General features: G+C 68.1%; 20 protein-coding genes. 6 read left to right on the top strand and 14 right to left on the bottom strand.

What is annotated here, in order from left to right:
• Positions 1–37: 37 nt before the first annotated feature.
• Genes AC5W54_RS14275 through AC5W54_RS14255 form a run of 5 tightly spaced genes read left to right on the top strand, consistent with a single transcriptional unit; the run spans position 38 to position 3,295 of the window.
• A complete protein-coding gene (locus tag AC5W54_RS14275) occupies positions 38–433 on the top strand; it encodes a cobalamin-dependent protein (RefSeq protein WP_495962750.1) in 396 nt (131 codons plus the stop codon).
• On the top strand, positions 430–1,608 hold the full coding sequence (locus AC5W54_RS14270) for a CaiB/BaiF CoA transferase family protein (RefSeq protein ID WP_495962749.1): 1,179 nt from the start codon (positions 430–432) through the stop codon (positions 1,606–1,608). The genes AC5W54_RS14275 and AC5W54_RS14270 overlap by 4 nt, the downstream gene beginning before the upstream one ends.
• A 3-nt stretch (positions 1,609–1,611) precedes the next feature.
• Positions 1,612–2,559 (top strand): ArgK/MeaB family GTPase, encoded by a 948-nt coding sequence (locus AC5W54_RS14265; protein WP_495962748.1) that lies wholly within the window; start codon positions 1,612–1,614, stop codon positions 2,557–2,559.
• Positions 2,553–3,116: a cob(I)yrinic acid a,c-diamide adenosyltransferase gene (locus AC5W54_RS14260; RefSeq protein WP_495962747.1), complete on the top strand. Its 564-nt coding sequence runs from the start codon at positions 2,553–2,555 to the stop codon at positions 3,114–3,116. The genes AC5W54_RS14265 and AC5W54_RS14260 overlap by 7 nt, the downstream gene beginning before the upstream one ends.
• Positions 3,113–3,295: a DUF1289 domain-containing protein gene (locus AC5W54_RS14255; RefSeq protein ID WP_495962746.1), complete on the top strand. Its 183-nt coding sequence runs from the start codon at positions 3,113–3,115 to the stop codon at positions 3,293–3,295. The genes AC5W54_RS14260 and AC5W54_RS14255 overlap by 4 nt, the downstream gene beginning before the upstream one ends.
• A gap of 141 nt (positions 3,296–3,436) precedes the next feature.
• Here AC5W54_RS14255 and dcd read toward each other — a convergent pair whose 3' ends face one another.
• From dcd to AC5W54_RS14225, 6 genes are all read right to left on the bottom strand, one after another.
• The gene (dcd, locus tag AC5W54_RS14250) at positions 3,437–4,003 is read right to left on the bottom strand and encodes a dCTP deaminase (protein WP_495962745.1); all 567 of its coding nucleotides are present in this window, start codon (positions 4,001–4,003) and stop codon (positions 3,437–3,439) included.
• Positions 4,004–4,238: 235 nt separating this feature from the next.
• Complete coding sequence (apbC, locus tag AC5W54_RS14245) at positions 4,239–5,042, bottom strand: iron-sulfur cluster carrier protein ApbC (RefSeq protein WP_495962825.1); 804 nt, start codon at positions 5,040–5,042, stop codon at positions 4,239–4,241.
• Between the two features lie 150 nt (positions 5,043–5,192).
• Positions 5,193–6,164, bottom strand: a complete 972-nt coding sequence (locus AC5W54_RS14240) for a coiled-coil domain-containing protein (protein WP_495962744.1) — start codon at positions 6,162–6,164, stop codon at positions 5,193–5,195.
• A gap of 106 nt (positions 6,165–6,270) precedes the next feature.
• Positions 6,271–7,032, bottom strand: a complete 762-nt coding sequence (locus AC5W54_RS14235; protein ID WP_495962743.1) for an RNA pseudouridine synthase — start codon at positions 7,030–7,032, stop codon at positions 6,271–6,273.
• Between the two features lie 97 nt (positions 7,033–7,129).
• Positions 7,130–7,741, bottom strand: coding sequence for a hypothetical protein (locus AC5W54_RS14230; RefSeq protein WP_495962742.1), 612 nt, complete (start codon positions 7,739–7,741; stop codon positions 7,130–7,132).
• Position 7,742: 1 nt separating this feature from the next.
• Positions 7,743–8,417, bottom strand: a complete 675-nt coding sequence (locus AC5W54_RS14225; RefSeq protein ID WP_495962741.1) for a spermidine synthase — start codon at positions 8,415–8,417, stop codon at positions 7,743–7,745.
• 201 nt (positions 8,418–8,618) lie between these two features.
• On the opposite strand from AC5W54_RS14225, the gene AC5W54_RS14220 reads away from it, so the two are divergent.
• Entirely contained in the window at positions 8,619–9,554 is a 936-nt protein-coding gene (locus tag AC5W54_RS14220; protein ID WP_495962740.1) for a YihY/virulence factor BrkB family protein, read from the top strand.
• Between the two features lie 13 nt (positions 9,555–9,567).
• Here AC5W54_RS14220 and AC5W54_RS14215 read toward each other — a convergent pair whose 3' ends face one another.
• From AC5W54_RS14215 to AC5W54_RS14180, 8 genes are all read right to left on the bottom strand, one after another.
• Complete coding sequence (locus AC5W54_RS14215) at positions 9,568–9,795, bottom strand: lipopolysaccharide assembly protein LapA domain-containing protein (RefSeq protein ID WP_495962739.1); 228 nt, start codon at positions 9,793–9,795, stop codon at positions 9,568–9,570.
• A 132-nt stretch (positions 9,796–9,927) separates the two neighbouring features.
• Positions 9,928–10,161, bottom strand: coding sequence for a hypothetical protein (locus AC5W54_RS14210; RefSeq protein WP_495962738.1), 234 nt, complete (start codon positions 10,159–10,161; stop codon positions 9,928–9,930).
• A 44-nt stretch (positions 10,162–10,205) separates the two neighbouring features.
• Complete coding sequence (gene ureG / locus AC5W54_RS14205; protein WP_495962737.1) at positions 10,206–10,844, bottom strand: urease accessory protein UreG; 639 nt, start codon at positions 10,842–10,844, stop codon at positions 10,206–10,208.
• A gap of 21 nt (positions 10,845–10,865) precedes the next feature.
• Positions 10,866–11,564 carry an urease accessory protein UreF gene (locus tag AC5W54_RS14200; RefSeq protein ID WP_495962824.1) on the bottom strand — a complete coding sequence of 233 codons (699 nt, stop codon included), beginning with the start codon at positions 11,562–11,564 and terminating at the stop codon, positions 10,866–10,868.
• Positions 11,554–12,099, bottom strand: a complete 546-nt coding sequence (locus tag AC5W54_RS14195) for an urease accessory protein UreE (protein ID WP_495962736.1) — start codon at positions 12,097–12,099, stop codon at positions 11,554–11,556. Before AC5W54_RS14195 ends, AC5W54_RS14200 begins: the two co-directional genes overlap by 11 nt.
• A 161-nt stretch (positions 12,100–12,260) precedes the next feature.
• Positions 12,261–13,964, bottom strand: coding sequence for an urease subunit alpha (gene ureC / locus AC5W54_RS14190; protein WP_495962735.1), 1,704 nt, complete (start codon positions 13,962–13,964; stop codon positions 12,261–12,263).
• Positions 13,961–14,296, bottom strand: coding sequence for an urease subunit beta (locus AC5W54_RS14185; protein WP_495962734.1), 336 nt, complete (start codon positions 14,294–14,296; stop codon positions 13,961–13,963). Before AC5W54_RS14185 ends, ureC begins: the two co-directional genes overlap by 4 nt.
• Before the next feature lie 13 nt (positions 14,297–14,309).
• Complete coding sequence (locus tag AC5W54_RS14180; protein WP_495962733.1) at positions 14,310–14,612, bottom strand: urease subunit gamma; 303 nt, start codon at positions 14,610–14,612, stop codon at positions 14,310–14,312.
• Positions 14,613–14,893 lie beyond the last annotated feature (281 nt).

Here is a 14,893-nt window from a genome sequence, read left to right as displayed (position 1 = left end):
GCCGTAGGGCCCCGCCACGCGTCATTGGAGAATCCCCATGAGTTTGAAAGGCAAGAGAATCCTGATCGCCAAACCCGGCCTCGACGGCCACGACGTGGGCGCCAAGGTGATCGCCCTGGCCCTGCGCGACGCCGGCGCCGACGTCATCTACACCGGACTGCGCAAGAGTTCCGAGTACATCGCCAAGGTCGCGGTGGACGAGGACGTGGACGTGGTGGGACTGAGCATGCTCTCGGGCAGCCACCTGGAGCTGGTGCGCGAGACCATGCGCTGCCTGGAGGCGTACGATGCCGGCGACATCAAGGTCTTCGTGGGCGGCACCATTCCCGAGAAGGACCGCGAAGCGCTGCTGAACGCGGGAGTATGCGGTGTCTACACCTCGGAAATGCCCCTGGAAGACGTCCTCCGCGACATCGAGAGGCAACTGCAATGAACGATGCCACCCACGCCCAGGGCCCGCTCACCGGCATTCGCATCCTCGAGGTGAGCCATATGCTGGCCGGGCCCTACTGCGGCATGCTGCTGGCCGACCTGGGGGCGGACGTGATCAAGATCGAAGCGCCCGGACAGGGCGATATCGGGCGCCAGATCGGGCCGAATTACATCGGCCCCCACAACGCCTACTTCGCCAGCCTCAACCGCAACAAGCGCAGCCTCTGCCTGGACCTCACCAGCGAGGCCGGGAAACGCCGCCTCGGCGAGCTGACCGCGAACTCGCACGCCCTGCTCACCAACATTCGCCCCGCCGCGATCCGCAAGCTGGGCCTGACCTACGACGCCCTGCGCGTGCACAACGACAAACTCGTATGCCTGGCCCTCACCGGCTACGGGCTGGACGGCCCCTTCGCCGACAAGCCCGCCTACGACTATGTCATTCAGGCTCTCGCGGGGGTCATGGCCATGACCGGCGACCCCGACGGCCCGCCGGTGAAGACGGGTTACTCGGTGGTCGACAACTCCGCGGGCATCATGGGGGCACTGGGCCTGACCGCCAAGCTGGTGGAGGGCCGCGGCGGCCAGGTCGACGTGTCGCTCTACGACACCATGCTCTCGCAATTGAACTACCTCGCCAGCGCCTATCTGAACGCCGGGCAGAAGGTCCAGCGTTACCCCGGCGGCGGCCACCCCTTTATCGTGCCGGCGCAGATCTTCCGCACCCTGGACGGCCACCTGGCGCTGTTCATCACCCACGACGGCTTCTGGGCGGACTTCTGCCGCGAAGTCGGTCATCCGGAATGGATCGACGACCCCCACCGCTCGACCATGGAGGCACGCGCCGCGAATCGCGAGCACGTGGTCGACGACATCCAGGCGGTGCTGTCGACCGGCACTACCGACAGCTGGGTGGACCGGCTCTCGCCGCTGGGCGTGGTGGTGGCGGGCGTGCAGAGCCTGGAGACGGCACTCGAGTCGGCGCTGACCCAGTCGCGCCAGATGGTCGTCTCGGTACCCACGGCCCATGGGGAGATCCGCATGGTGGGCAACCCCATCAAGCTGCCGGACCAGCCACCCCACTACGCTCCCCCACCGCTGCTCGACGAGGACAGCGAACCGCTCCAAGGCAGGCGCTGGGACATTCTTCCGCCGCACGACACCGAGGGAGGCTAACGCATGTCCCGGCTCGATCCCCGCTCACGTCGCGCCTTGGGTCGCACCCTCACCAGGCTCGCCTCGGCCTCCGTGGCCGAGAGTCTCGACCAGGTGGCGCACCGACCAACCTCCGACGGCGGCACCACCCGCATCGGTTTCACCGGCGCCCCTGGCGCGGGCAAGAGCACCCTGGTCAGCCGCCTCGCCAAGCGACGCCTGGCCGCCTGCCGTGACCAGGGTGGCATCGCCATCCTGGGAATCGACCCGACCAGCCCGCTCTCCGGCGGCGCGATCCTCGGCGATCGCATCCGCATGGACAACATCGTCAACGAGCCCGAGCTCTACATCCGCTCTTTGTCCAGCCGCTCCGCCAATGACGGCCTGGCCGACAACGTGGCGGACCTGCTCGATGCCCTGGATGGCCACGGCTTTCGCGAGGTGCTGCTGGAAACCGTGGGGGTCGGCCAGGCCGAGCACGCCGTGCGCCACGCGGTGGACAGCCTGGTCATGGTGTTGCAACCCAATTCCGGCGACGCCGTGCAGGCGATGAAGGCCGGGATACTCGAGCTCGCGGATATCTATGTCATCAACAAGGCGGACCTGCCCGGCGCCAGGAAGACCGCCTCGGAAGTGCGCAGCATCGTGCAACGCCACCGCCACGCCCGCGCCTGGCTGCCACCGGTCATCGAGGTGAGCCAGGACAGCGAGGAAGGCCTGGCCGAGCTGGATGACGCCATCACCCGACACCTCGCCTGGCTGAGCGAACGGCGCGACCCGACGCAGACACGCCGCCTGCGGCGGCGCTATCATGTCCAGTCACTGATCGTGCGCCGGGTGGCGGAACTGCTGGACGACCATCCCCAGCTGCTCGACGAGCCGACCCTGCGCGACACCTACCGCACGGCCCTCCAGGCCCTGGCCGGGGACGAGGCCGCGGCAGACCCTGAGGCAAGACGAGAGACATGGTGAAGCTCAACAAGATCTACACCCGCACCGGCGACAAGGGCGACACCGGGCTCGGCGACGGCAGCCGGGTGGCGAAACACGACCTGCGCGTGGACGCCTACGGGACGGTGGACGAAACCAACGCCGCCATCGGCCTGGCCCAGCTGCATGCCGAAGGCGAGCTGCAGCGGGTCCTGGCGCGGATCCAGAACGACCTGTTCGACGTCGGCGCCGACCTCTGCACCCCGGAGCAGGACGCCCCCAGACATCCCCCGCTGCGCGTGGCGGCCTCGCAGGTCGACTATCTGGAAGGGCAGATCGATGCGCTCAACGCGCACCTCGCCAGCCTGCGCTCGTTCATCCTCCCCGGCGGCACGCCCCTGGCCGCCCACCTGCACCTGGCCCGCACCGTCGCCCGGCGCGCCGAACGCCTGATCGCAGAACTCATGGAAGCCCAGCCGGTGAACCCCGAGGTCCTGCGGTACATGAACCGGCTCTCGGACCTGCTGTTCGTCGCGGCTCGCAAGGCCAACGCCAACGGCGAGGACGACGTGCTCTGGGTGCCCGGCGCCAACCGATGAGCGACGACACCCGGGCCCAACGGATCGCCTCACCCTGCACCGGCGTCTGCCGCCTCCCGCCGGGTGGCAGCTACTGCCTCGGCTGCCTCCGCACACTGGACGAAATCGCCACCTGGTCGTCGCTCAGCGATGCCGAACGCCACGCCATCATGAACCAACTGCCGCAGCGCAGGAGATGAGGGTAGAGCGCGAGCATCCCGTCCTCACTCACCGATGCCTCGTCACTTCTGACTTGCACAGCGGGACGGGTCCATTAAGGCCGGCTTGCCGGGGAAACCGACCAGCCCCTTCGGTAACGTGAAACACACCCACCCGCAGATTCACGCCTGGGGCAGGGTCACCCCCCGCTGCCCCATGTACTTGCCGCCGCGGTCCTTGTAGGAGATCGCACACTCCTCGTCGGACTCGAGGAACAGCATCTGCGCCACGCCCTCGTTGGCGTAGATCTTGGCCGGCAGGTTGGTGGTGTTGGAGAACTCCAGGGTCACGTGCCCCTCCCACTCCGGCTCGAGCGGCGTCACATTGACGATGATCCCGCAGCGGGCATAGGTCGACTTGCCCAGGCAGATGGTCAGCACGCTGCGCGGGATACGGAAATACTCGACGGTGCGCGCCAGGGCGAAGGAGTTGGGCGGAATGACGCAGACATCGCCCTTGATGTCGACAAAGCTCTTCTCGTCGAAGGCCTTGGGGTCCACCACCGCCGAATGGATGTTGGTGAAGACCTTGAACTCGTCGGCACAGCGCACGTCGTAGCCGTAGCTGGAGGTCCCGTAGGAGATCACCCGACGATCGTTCACGTAGCGCACCTGGTCGGCCTCGAAGGGCTCGATCATGCCTTCCCGCTCGGCCATGCGGCGGATCCACTTGTCGGATTTGATGCTCATCGGGACGTCCTGGTGAGGTATCGAAAGGAGGAATCGGGGCCGCCATGATAGCGGCCCCGGCGGTGTGCGTCATCCGCCCTGTCGATCGCCCAAGGGTAGTGCAATAGCCACACGGGGCTGATCCGGCGGCAGGCCTGCGAGGAGGCGCTGTAAACCCGTTCCTGGGCGCTACTTTTGCCTTCCCTGGCAAAAGACCTCCTCTTCGGCCTGCCCCCGGCGCCCCTTGCTTGGGGAGTCAATCGTCGCTGAAGGAGATGGCCGGCCCCTCGGACGAGTCATCCTGTAACCGTTCCGCGATCTGGCGCGCCATGTCGCGGAAGGTGGCCGTCACCTCGCCGTCCGGCTCGGCCACCACCGTGGGGTGCCCGCCGTCCACCTGCTCGCGGATCGCCAGGGTCAGCGGCAGTTGCCCCAGCACCCGGGTCTCATATTCGGTGGCGATGCGCTCGCCGCCGCCCTCGCCGAAGATCGGCTCGCGGTGGCCACAGTTCGAGCAGACATGCAGGCTCATGTTCTCCACCACTCCAAGCACCGGCACATTCACCTTGCGGAACATCTCGATGCCCTTGCGGGCGTCGAGCAGGGCGATGTCCTGGGGCGTGGTGACGATCACCGCGCCGTCCACGGGCACCTTCTGGGCGAGGGTCAACTGGACGTCCCCGGTCCCCGGGGGCATGTCGATGAACAGATAATCCAGGTCGTCCCAGGCGGTCTGGGTCAGCAGCTGCTGGAAGGCACCGGCCACCATCGGGCCGCGCCATACCATGGGCTCGCGGATGTCGACCATGAAGGCCATGGACATGGCCTGGATGCCGTGGGCCTGAAGCGGCCGAAAGCGATTCTCGCCGGCCGCCTGGGGGCGCACGCCCTCGCCCACCCCCAGCATCTGGGCCTGGCTCGGCCCGTAGATGTCGGCATCGAGGATACCGACCCGGTAGCCCTCGGCGGCCATGGCCAACGCCAGGTTGACGGTGACGGTGGACTTGCCCACGCCGCCCTTGCCGGACGCCACGGCGACGATACGCTTGACCCCTTCGATCACGACTCACTCCTCAATGCTGGTGGGCTGGGCCGTCGATGGACGGCCGCACGACCAGTATACCCACCAGGGTCATGGGCCGTGCAATGGGTAGACACCACGAACGGCGAGACAGGCTCGCCGTTCGCCCCCTTGCCGACAGGGTTCGCCTCAGTTCTGCTCGGTTTCCTGCTCCTGACCGGCTTCCAGGTTGGCCTCCAGTTCGGCCAGTTCGGAACGCCAGGCGCTCAGTTGTGACTCCAGGCGCTCGAGCTGTGACCGGCGGCGTTCGATATCGGCCTCGATGGTCTCGACCTCTTCGCGGCCGATCTCGATCGCCACCAGCAGGTCATCGTGTTCGCGGCGGCTCTGTTGCAGGGCTTCCTGTACCTGCTCATGTTCCTCGCGGGTCGCCTCGAGCCGCTGTTCGAGGTCACCCACTTCCTCCGCCAGGGCGTCGCGCTGCGACTCCCGCTCATCGATCTCGCCATTCAGCGAGTCGAGACGCGCCTCGGCCTCCTCGATCTCGCCCTGCAACGCCTCGAGCTCGGTGGCGGCCTGCTCGCGGGCCTGCTCGGCTTCCCGGCGCGCCTCCTCGGCCGCCTGCCGGTCAGCCTCGGCCTCCTGACGCGCCTCTTCGGCTGCCTGGCGGGCGGCTGCCGCCTCCTGGCGTGCCTGATCGGCATCCTGCCGGGCCCGGTCGGCCTCGTCGTACTCCTGCTGCAGCGCCGTCAGCGCCTCCTGGCTCTCGTTCAGGCGCGTCTCGGCTCCTTCGACGTCCTCCGTCATCGACTCGCGCTCGGCTTGCACCTCCTCGAGCTCGGCCCTGGCCGCGGCGATTTCGAGCTGGGCCCGCTCGAGCTCGGCCTCGGCGCCTTCCTGCTCCTCGCGGAGCTCCGCCAGCCGTGCCTCGAGGCTCTGGATGTCCGCCTCGGCTTCCTCACGCTCGGTGAGTTGGTTGGTCAGTGACTCGTTCTCGCTCTCCACGTTGGCGAGCCGGGACTCCAGGGCTTCGCGCTCCTCCTTGTGGGAGTTGGCGCTGGACTGTGCGAACAACGCCCAGATGACGGCCACGACCGCCACGGCGGCGAGCCCCCTGACACGGTTGTCCTTGAAGAATGAAGTCTGCGAGGTTTCCGACATGCGACGTCTCCTCTCGGATTCAGGCTGCGAATCAATACCGACCGGCTGGGCCGCGCGGCGTGGACTTTCAGCATACATAGCGATCGCGAGAGGGGAAAGCGAGCCCTCAGAAGCGTTCGCCCGACCGGAGGTAGCGCCACTCGCCTACCGGCACGCGGCCCAGGGAGACCCCGCCGATGCGCAGCCGCTTGCGCGACACCACGGTCAGCCCTACCCGGGTGCACATCGCCTCGAGCTGTCCCGGCACCATGCCCTTCAGGGCGAAACGCAGGCGGGTCTCGCTCTGCCGGCTGACCTTGCCGGGTGCCAGTCGGCGTTCCGGGAACACCGTGCCGCGTCGCAGCGCCTCCAACCGAGACTCGTCGAGGCAGCCCTGTACCTCGACCAGCCACTCCTGCTCCAGCCGGGCGATCTGCTCGTCGAGCCGTCTGGCCACCCCGCGATCCTGGGTGAAGACCAGCAAGCCGCCCTCCCCCGGCACCAGCGGCATCATCGTGGCCAGACCGCGGAAATGCGCTTTTAGCGGGCGCCGCCCCGTCGGGTCAGCCGTCCAGTGCGAGGCCGGGGTGATCAGCGCTCGGGCCAGCGCAGCCCCATCGGCCGCGTCATGGTCGGGCGGACAGTGGCACAGCAGGGTGGCGGGGGGAATCTCCTCCGCCCTGGCCTCCGGCGCCAGCTCGACACGCTGGTCGCCGACCTTGAATTGCGGCTCCTCGACGACCCGGCCGTCGACTCGCACCCAGGCACCGGCGATGTACTGCTCCGCCTCGCGCCGTGAACAGGACAGCAACCGCGCCAGGCGCTTGGAAAGGCGCTCCGTGGCGCCGGGGGCACCCGCAGCGGTCGATGGGGTATCGGTCGTGGTCATGGCAGGTCTCTGCAGGTGGGAGGGGGGATTGTACTCGCATTCACACCCCGTCGGGGCCCGACCGCACCGGCAGCGTGCGGGTGAGGGCCCGGGCGCCTCAGGGTGCCTCGACGCGCCAGTTCGACAACCAGGCAATCCCGCGAACCTCGACGCCCAGTCGCCGCAACCACTGGGCGGTGACGAGATTGGACTGGTGGGACAGCCAGTAGCCGCGCGGATAGGGCACGAACTCGAGGCCGAACTCGGCGCTGTAGGTCGGCGCCACGCCCTCCTCGAAGTGCGTATCGAGCCGGCGCTGGAGCGCCGTGACCCGCGCCGCTTCCACCTGGAGGGGATAGATGCGAGCCACACCCTCCGGCACCAACCGGTAGAGGTCGCGGGGCGAATCGATCCTCTCGTCGAACACCCCCCGCCCCAGCGCGCCGGTCGTCGGCCACAGCATCGCGGAGGCCCCGGCCAGCAGGTGCCGACGACCCTCGACGTACCATCCCCATTCGCCGTAGCTGTAGCGCACCATCCCGCCCGGCGAGCGGGGCAGCACCAGGCTGGCATGGCGACCATGGTCGAGCAGGTAGATATCGACCGGATCGACGGGTGCTTCGGGAGGCGTGAGGCGTCCCGCACAGCCGCCCAGCAGCGGTGCGGCGAGCAGCAGCAGCGCGGCGAGCAACGGCAGCAGGGCTCGAGCCCCGGCGCTACGCGCGCGCATGTCAGCCGGCCAACCAGATGCGGTGCTTCGCCCCCTTGCCGGGGCGATGGGCACGTACCGTGACCTCCTCGACCAGCAAGCCGACACGCCGCAGGCGCTCGGTGAAGGCCGGGTCCTGGCCCGCCGACCAGATCGCCAGCACCCCGTCCGGGCGCAGCGCCTCCTGGGCGGCGGCGAGTCCCCGGGGCGAGTAGAGCCAGTCGTTCTCCTTGCGCGTCAGCCCCTCGGGCCCATTGTCGACGTCGAGCATGATCGCATCGAAGCCGCCGGGCTCACGGCGCAACAGTTCACCCACGTCGCCCAGGCTCACGCGGGTGCGCGGATCGTCCAGCGGGTAGCCGGCGGCGGCGCCGAGCGGGCCGCGGTTCCACTCGACCACCCCGGGCACCAGTTCGGCGACCACCAGCTCGGCGTCCTCGCCGAGCGTCGCCAGCGCGGCGGCCAGGGTGAAGCCCATCCCCAACCCGCCGATCAGCACCCGTACCCCGGGGCGCTCGGCGACCCTGGCGCAGGCCAGTTCGGCCAAGGCATCCTCGGAGCCATGCAGTCGGGTATTCATCAACTCGCCGCTCTTGCCGGCGATGCGGATGGAGAACTCGTCATTGCGCTGCAACAGCCTCAGTTCACCGCCCTGGCCGGGAATGCTCGCCGTGCCGATCTGTTCGAATTTGGCCATGATGCCTCGTTGACGGAAGGAAGGTGGTCTCCGGTTGACCAGTCGAGCCACGCACCGGCGAAGTCCCGGACGATGGCCGGTGGCACCCATTATGCTGTCCTGACCGGCGACATGCCATGCACGGGTCGGTGCGGGCATGATTGACGGCGATCGTCGTTTCCGGCGTATGATGCCCTGACAGCCTCATGGACGGCACGGCAGATGACGGGCTCACCGCCACCCCCCGGATCACATCACGTCCTCTTCACCCTGCTGCCACGGGTGGCCCGCTTCCTGTGGCGTGTCCTCACGGCCTTCCTGCGCAACCACGGCATCCTGCTCGCCGGCGGGGTGGGCTACAACATCCTGCTCTCCATCGTGCCGCTGTTCGCCGTGCTGGTGGTGCTGCTGGCCCAGGTGGTGGACGAGCAGCACCTGCTCGAGGTGCTGACGGTCCAGGCGCGCCACCTGGCCCCGGCCCATGCCGGGGTCCTGCTCGATGCCGTGCGTACCCTGCTCGACTCGCGGGACGTCATCGGCATCCTCGGCTTTCCCGTGCTGCTGCTGTTCAGCTCCTTCGTCTTCCGCATGCTGGAGGACGCCCTGGCGATCATCTTCCACGCCCCCGACACCCATCACGCCGGCCGCAGCGTCTGGGTCTCGGTACTGATGCCCTATGCCTTCATGCTGGTACTGGGGGCGGGCCTGCTGGCCCTGACCCTGGTGGTGACCCTGGCCAGTTCCCTCAACGCCCTGTGGCTGGCACTGTTCGGCCGGGAACTGCCGCTGGCCGGGCTCTCCGAACCCATGCTCAACCTCACCAGCTTCCTCGGGGTCTTCCTGCTGTTCAGCGCCATCTACAAGGTGCTGCCGGTGGTGAGGATCGCGCTGAAACGCGCGGTGGTGGGCGGCTTCGTGGCCGCCCTGCTGTGGGAGGGGGTACGCCTGCTGCTGGTGTTCTACTTCGCCAACCTGTCGTTCGTGAACGTGGTCTACGGCTCGCTGGCGACCCTGATCGTGGTGCTGCTGAGCCTCGAGGTGGGCGCCATCATCCTGCTGCTCGGCGCCCAGGTGATCGCCGAGCTGGAGCGCAACGCCCGCCTCGGCCTGCCGTGGCATGTCGACCCCCGGCGCCAGGCGGTGACCCATGTGGATTGAGCCCCCGGTGGCCTCAGCGGCGCGGCCCCGGGGCGCGACCGGCGCGCAGGCGACGCATCAGCCCCATCAGGCTCTTGCCGCTGACCATGCCCAGCAGATAGATCGCCACCAGCAGCAGCGCCAGGGGCAACGAGAGGCTCCAGGTCAAAAAGCGCACCTCGACCACAGCAATGTTCTGCACGAAGAGGATGAGCACGAGCACCGTGATCGCGATCTTCACCGCCAGCAGCAGCTTGTCCATGCCGTCTCTCCCTGTCGAATCGGCCCCCTCCACGCCGGCCGGGGCGCCAACAGCCGCAGTATATCCTGCCGGATGCGATGACGCAGCACGCCCGGCCGAGGCCGGGCGCTGCAGCTGTACCGCTGGAGACGATCACGGTTGCCGGCGCAGGCTCAGGCGGCGCACGATGAAGCGGGTCAAGGCGACCAGGGCCGCGACGCCCAGCAGTGACATGGTGATCACCGCCAGCAGTGCCGGACTCCCGGTATGACTGTGCACCGCCGGGGCCTCGTGCCCGGAATGCGCCACGGCCAGGCCGGCGCCGAGCAGCAGGGCGGCAACGGCAACCAGTGCCGCGCGGGAAACAATGAAAAGATGACGTGTCATGAGGGCAATCTCCTGGGTAATCCTTGAATCGGTGGTTGACGGGATCAGGCGCTGGTGGTGGCGAGCCGGGGGCGGCGCTCCGGCAGCATGCCGCGGTCGAGGATGAAGGCGATGATCTCGTCGAGGCCGACCCCGTCGTAGAGGTTGGTGAAGACGAAGGGCCGCTCGCCGCGCATCTTCCTCGAATCGCGCTCCATCACCTCGAGCGAGGCGTGCACCCGCTCGGCGATGTCGATCTTGTTGATGATCAGCAGGTCCGACTTGGTGATGCCGGGCCCCCCCTTGCGCGGGATCTTGTCACCGGCGGAGACGTCGATCACGTAGAGGGTCAGGTCGGACAGCTCGGGGCTGAAGGTCGCCGAAAGGTTATCCCCGCCGGACTCCACCAGCACCAGCTCGAGGTTCGGGTGGCGCCCCTGGAGCTCATCGATGGCCGCCAGGTTCATGGAGGCGTCCTCACGGATGGCGGTGTGCGGGCAGCCGCCGGTCTCGACGCCGAGGATGCGATCCGCGGGCAGCGCCTCGTGCTTGAGCAGGAAGTCGGCGTCCTCGCGGGTATAGATATCGTTGGTGACCACGGCGATATCGTAGTGGTCGCGCAGCGCCAGGCAGAGCTGCTTGAGCAGGGCCGTCTTGCCGGAGCCCACCGGGCCACCGACGCCGATGCGTAGGCAATGTGTCATGTCGTTCTCCTGGTTATTCCACTAGCTGCGAAAAAGTCGTGAGTACTGGGTCTCGTGCTGGGCGCTGGCCAGGGCCAGGCCGGGCAGCGCCGGGCCGAGCTCGTCGTCGTCCAGACTCAAGGCCGTATCCACCGCGGCGACCAGGGCCGGACGCAACCGTTCCACCAGCCGCTGGGCGGCGGTATGCCCGAGCGGCAACGCCTTGCAGGCCACGGCGAGCTGGTTCTCGAGCCAGGCCCAGGCGAAGCCGAGCATGGCCTGGCGGGGCGCCACGCCGCGCACCTGGGCGGACCAGGCGAACACCGTCACGTAGCCGGCACCCGGCGGTAGTGGCGGCTCGCTGGGCAGCAACTCGAGGCTGCCGAGAAGACGTGCCAGCGACGCCCCGAGCCGCGCGTCCTCTGCCGCCAGCTCGGCGGTCTCGCGGTTGGCGGCGAGCCACTGGTCCCATTCGGCTATCGCCTCCCAGTCTCCACTCGCCCAGGCCACCTGCAGGTGTGTCAGCACTGGCAGCTCGCAGCGGGTCAGGCCGTCGTCGAGCACGCCGGCCAGCCACTCGCCGAGGCTTGCCTCGTCGTCCACCCAGCCCAACTCGAAGGCGCTCTCCAGCCCCTGGGAGAAGGCGAAGGCGCCGATCGGCAGCGCCGGGCTGACCAGTTGCAGCAGGCCCAGCAGTGCCAGGTCGTCGCCCAGCCCGGCGCCGGGCGGCTCAGTGCGCATGGGAGTGGCCATGCCCATGGTGGTGCGTGTGTTCATGGCCATGCTCATGATCGTGGCCATGATGATGACCGTGCGAGTGGCCCGGTTGGTGGTAGGCACCCGGCTCCGGGTCGAAGGGGGCAAGGTGGCGCTCCAGGCTGGCGCCCAGCAATTCGGCCAGTTCCTCCAGTACATGGTCCGGCGGGAAGCGCACGAAGCCCTGACCTGATGACGAGTGCGCGTCCTCACCCAGTGCCAGCTGCACGTGGCGGTTGCCCAGGTGGTAAGCGAGCCGCGCCAGCGGCAGGCCGGCGGTGACACGTGCGGTGACCACCGGCTCGACGGCCGCCCTGACGATCACAACCTCGCCGCTCTCGGCGCGCAGCCCCTCACCGTCGCGCAGCACCGGGCCGCGGTCGAGAAACAGGCCGAGTTCGCGGCCGGCGTCGCTCACTGCCTTGAGCCGGCCGCGGATGCGCAGCTCGTAAGGCAGCGTCAGGGTGTCGGTGGCCTGGCCCGCCGCGACGGGGCCCAGGCGTTCTGTCAGTTTCAGCATTGGTATCCCCTCGTTGAAATTTCCCGCGGCTGATCCGGGGGCAGGCCTGCGCGAGGGCGCTGTAAATACATCCCTGTACGCTACTTTTGCCTTCCCTGGCAAAAGACCCTCGCTACGGCCTGCCCCCGGCGCCGCTCACCTTGGTGCCCATAGCCCTTATTTCAGAAAAGGTGGTAACGCTGGGCCAGGGGCAGCTCGGTGGCCGGCTCGCAGGTCAGCAGCTCGCCATCGCAGCGCACCTCGTAGGTCTGCGGGTCGACGCTGAGCGCCGGGCAGGCGTCGTTGAGCTTCATATCGCCCTTGCGCACGCCGCGCACATTGCAACAGGCCGACAGAGGGCTTTGCAGGCCAAGCCGCTCCTTGATGCCGGCGTCCAGGGCCGCCTGGCTGACGAAGCTCAGTCGCGTCTGGCTGGCGGCACGCCCGAGGGCGCCAAACATGGTGCGGTAGTGCACCGGTTGCGGTGTGGGAATCGAGGCATTGGGGTCGCCCATGGGGGCGGCGGCGATCATGCCGCCCTTGAGGATCAGCGCCGGCTTGACGCCGAAGAAGGCCGGCTTCCACAGCACCAGGTCGGCCAGCTTGCCCGCCTCCACCGAGCCCACTTCGTGACTGATCCCGTGGGTGAGCGCCGGGTTGATGGTGTACTTGGCGATATAGCGCTTGGCACGGAAGTTGTCGGCGGCGAGCGCCTCGTCCTCGGGCAAGAAGCCACGCTGTACCTTCATCTTGTGTGCCGTCTGCCAGGTGCGGCATACCACCTCGCCGACCCGCCCCATGGCCTGGGAGTCGGAAGCGATCATCGAGATCACGCCCAGGTCGTGGAGAATATCCTCGGCGGCGATGGTCTCGCGGCGGATCCGTGAGTCGGCGAAGGCCACGTCCTCGGGAATGTTGGGGTCGAGGTGGTGGCACACCATCAGCATGTCGAGGTGCTCGTCGATGGTGTTGACCGTGTAGGGCCGCGTCGGATTGGTCGACGACGGCAGCACATAGGGCTTGGCGCAGGCGGTGATGATGTCGGGCGCGTGCCCCCCCCCGGCGCCTTCGGTGTGGTAGGTGTGGATGCCGCGCTCCTTGAACGCCGCCAGGGTATCCTCGACGAAGCCCGATTCGTTGAGCGTGTCGGTGTGGATGGCGATCTGCACGTCGTAGCGCTCGGCCACCGAGAGGCAATTGTCGATGGCCGCCGGCGTGGTGCCCCAGTCCTCGTGCAGCTTGAGGCCCATGGCGCCGGCCGCGAGCTGCGCCTCCAGCGCCTCGGGCAGGCTGGCGTTGCCCTTGCCGAGGAAGCCGATGTTCATCGGCAGGTCATCGACGGCCTGCAGCATCTTGCCGATGTGCCACTCGCCCGGCGTGCAGGTGGTGGCATTGGTGCCGGTGGCCGGCCCGGTGCCCCCGCCGAGCATGGTGGTGATGCCGCTCATCAGCGCCTCCTCCACCAACTGGGGGCAGACGAAGTGGATATGGGCATCGATACCGCCGGCGGTCAGGATCTTGCCCTCGCCGGCGATGATCTCGGTGCCCGGGCCGATGACGATCTCGACGTCGGGCTGGGTATCGGGATTGCCGGCCTTGCCGACCGCCGCGATGCGCCCGGCCTGGATGCCCACGTCCGCCTTGACGATCCCCCACCAGTCGAGGATCAGGGCGTTGGTGATCACGGTGTCCATCACCGAGTCATCGTGGCGCTGGCTCTGTCCCATGCCGTCGCGAATCACCTTGCCGCCGCCGAACTTGACCTCGTCGCCGTAGTGGGTGGCATCGCGCTCCACCTCGACCCACAGCTCGGTATCGCCCAGACGCACACGGTCGCCCACCGTGGGGCCGTACATATCGGCATAGGCCTGTCTCGAGATCTTCACGACTGCCCTCCTGTCTGGCTGGATGGATCGAGGCTGCCCATCACTTCTCCGTGAAAGCCATAGACATGGCGTCGCCCGACGTAGGGAATCAGCGTCACCTCGCGGGTCTGGCCAGGCTCGAAGCGGATCGCCGTGCCGGCGGCCACGTCGAGGCGATGGCCTCGGGCTTTCTTGCGATCGAAGACGAGCGCCGGGTTGGTCTCGGCGAAGTGATAGTGCGACCCCACCTGGATCGGCCGGTCGCCGGCATTGGCGACCTCGACGACGATCCGCGCGCGCCCCTCGCAGAGCGCGATTTCGCCATCCTGCAATTGATACTCACCGGGGATCATGGTGCCGGCCTCCTTACACTATCGGCTCGTGAACGGTCACCAGTTTGGTGCCGTCGGGGAAGGTGGCCTCGACCTGCACCTCGTCGACCATCTCGGCCACCCCCTCCATGACGTCATCGCGGGACAGGATCTCGCGGCCGACGCTCATCAGCTCGGCCACGCTGCGCCCGTCGCGGGCCCCTTCCATGATCTCGAAGCTGATCAGCGCCACCGCCTCGGGGTAGTTGAGCTTGAGGCCGCGGGCGCGGCGCCGCTCGGCCAGTTGCGCCGCCGAGAACAGCAGCAGCTTGTCCTTGTCGCGGGGGGTCAGTTCCATGTCGGATTGCCTCGTCATTCGTCTATGGTGCGGTCCAGGAGTCACGTTTCGCGGAGCGATGCGGCGCTGGCGGTTGTCTGCCACGTCAGCGGCTACCGCCGGGGCGCCTGCGGCGCCAATCGCTCGACGGAGCCAAGCTCCCACAGGGCAGGTATTCCCCTGATAGGGGTCGGGAAGGCTTAGCCTCCCCGCCCTCCGAACCGTGCGTGCGGTTCTCCCGCACACGGCTCTCCAGTCGATGGTTTCAGCATCGTGATTGGCTCGCCTTCCGCCAGGCTTCG

The sequence above is a fragment of the Halomonas sp. LMYGS-3 genome, from assembly GCF_059509875.1.
This window is presented reverse-complemented; position numbering and strand designations above follow the sequence as displayed.

Coding starts and splice junctions, on each gene's coding strand:
- AC5W54_RS14220 (WP_495962740.1), top strand. CDS start 8,619: ATGACGGGCTCACCGCCACCCCCCGGATCACATCACGTCCTCTTCACC.
- AC5W54_RS14255 (WP_495962746.1), top strand. CDS start 3,113: ATGAGCGACGACACCCGGGCCCAACGGATCGCCTCACCCTGCACCGGC.
- AC5W54_RS14235 (WP_495962743.1), bottom strand. CDS start 7,032: ATGACCACGACCGATACCCCATCGACCGCTGCGGGTGCCCCCGGCGCC.
- dcd (WP_495962745.1), bottom strand. CDS start 4,003: ATGAGCATCAAATCCGACAAGTGGATCCGCCGCATGGCCGAGCGGGAA.
- AC5W54_RS14195 (WP_495962736.1), bottom strand. CDS start 12,099: ATGCTGAAACTGACAGAACGCCTGGGCCCCGTCGCGGCGGGCCAGGCC.
- AC5W54_RS14200 (WP_495962824.1), bottom strand. CDS start 11,564: ATGCGCACTGAGCCGCCCGGCGCCGGGCTGGGCGACGACCTGGCACTG.
- AC5W54_RS14270 (WP_495962749.1), top strand. CDS start 430: ATGAACGATGCCACCCACGCCCAGGGCCCGCTCACCGGCATTCGCATC.
- AC5W54_RS14265 (WP_495962748.1), top strand. CDS start 1,612: ATGTCCCGGCTCGATCCCCGCTCACGTCGCGCCTTGGGTCGCACCCTC.
- AC5W54_RS14180 (WP_495962733.1), bottom strand. CDS start 14,612: ATGGAACTGACCCCCCGCGACAAGGACAAGCTGCTGCTGTTCTCGGCG.
- ureG (WP_495962737.1), bottom strand. CDS start 10,844: ATGACACATTGCCTACGCATCGGCGTCGGTGGCCCGGTGGGCTCCGGC.
- AC5W54_RS14275 (WP_495962750.1), top strand. CDS start 38: ATGAGTTTGAAAGGCAAGAGAATCCTGATCGCCAAACCCGGCCTCGAC.
- AC5W54_RS14240 (WP_495962744.1), bottom strand. CDS start 6,164: ATGTCGGAAACCTCGCAGACTTCATTCTTCAAGGACAACCGTGTCAGG.
- AC5W54_RS14260 (WP_495962747.1), top strand. CDS start 2,553: ATGGTGAAGCTCAACAAGATCTACACCCGCACCGGCGACAAGGGCGAC.
- AC5W54_RS14230 (WP_495962742.1), bottom strand. CDS start 7,741: ATGCGCGCGCGTAGCGCCGGGGCTCGAGCCCTGCTGCCGTTGCTCGCC.
- AC5W54_RS14215 (WP_495962739.1), bottom strand. CDS start 9,795: ATGGACAAGCTGCTGCTGGCGGTGAAGATCGCGATCACGGTGCTCGTG.
- AC5W54_RS14210 (WP_495962738.1), bottom strand. CDS start 10,161: ATGACACGTCATCTTTTCATTGTTTCCCGCGCGGCACTGGTTGCCGTT.
- AC5W54_RS14185 (WP_495962734.1), bottom strand. CDS start 14,296: ATGATCCCCGGTGAGTATCAATTGCAGGATGGCGAAATCGCGCTCTGC.
- AC5W54_RS14225 (WP_495962741.1), bottom strand. CDS start 8,417: ATGGCCAAATTCGAACAGATCGGCACGGCGAGCATTCCCGGCCAGGGC.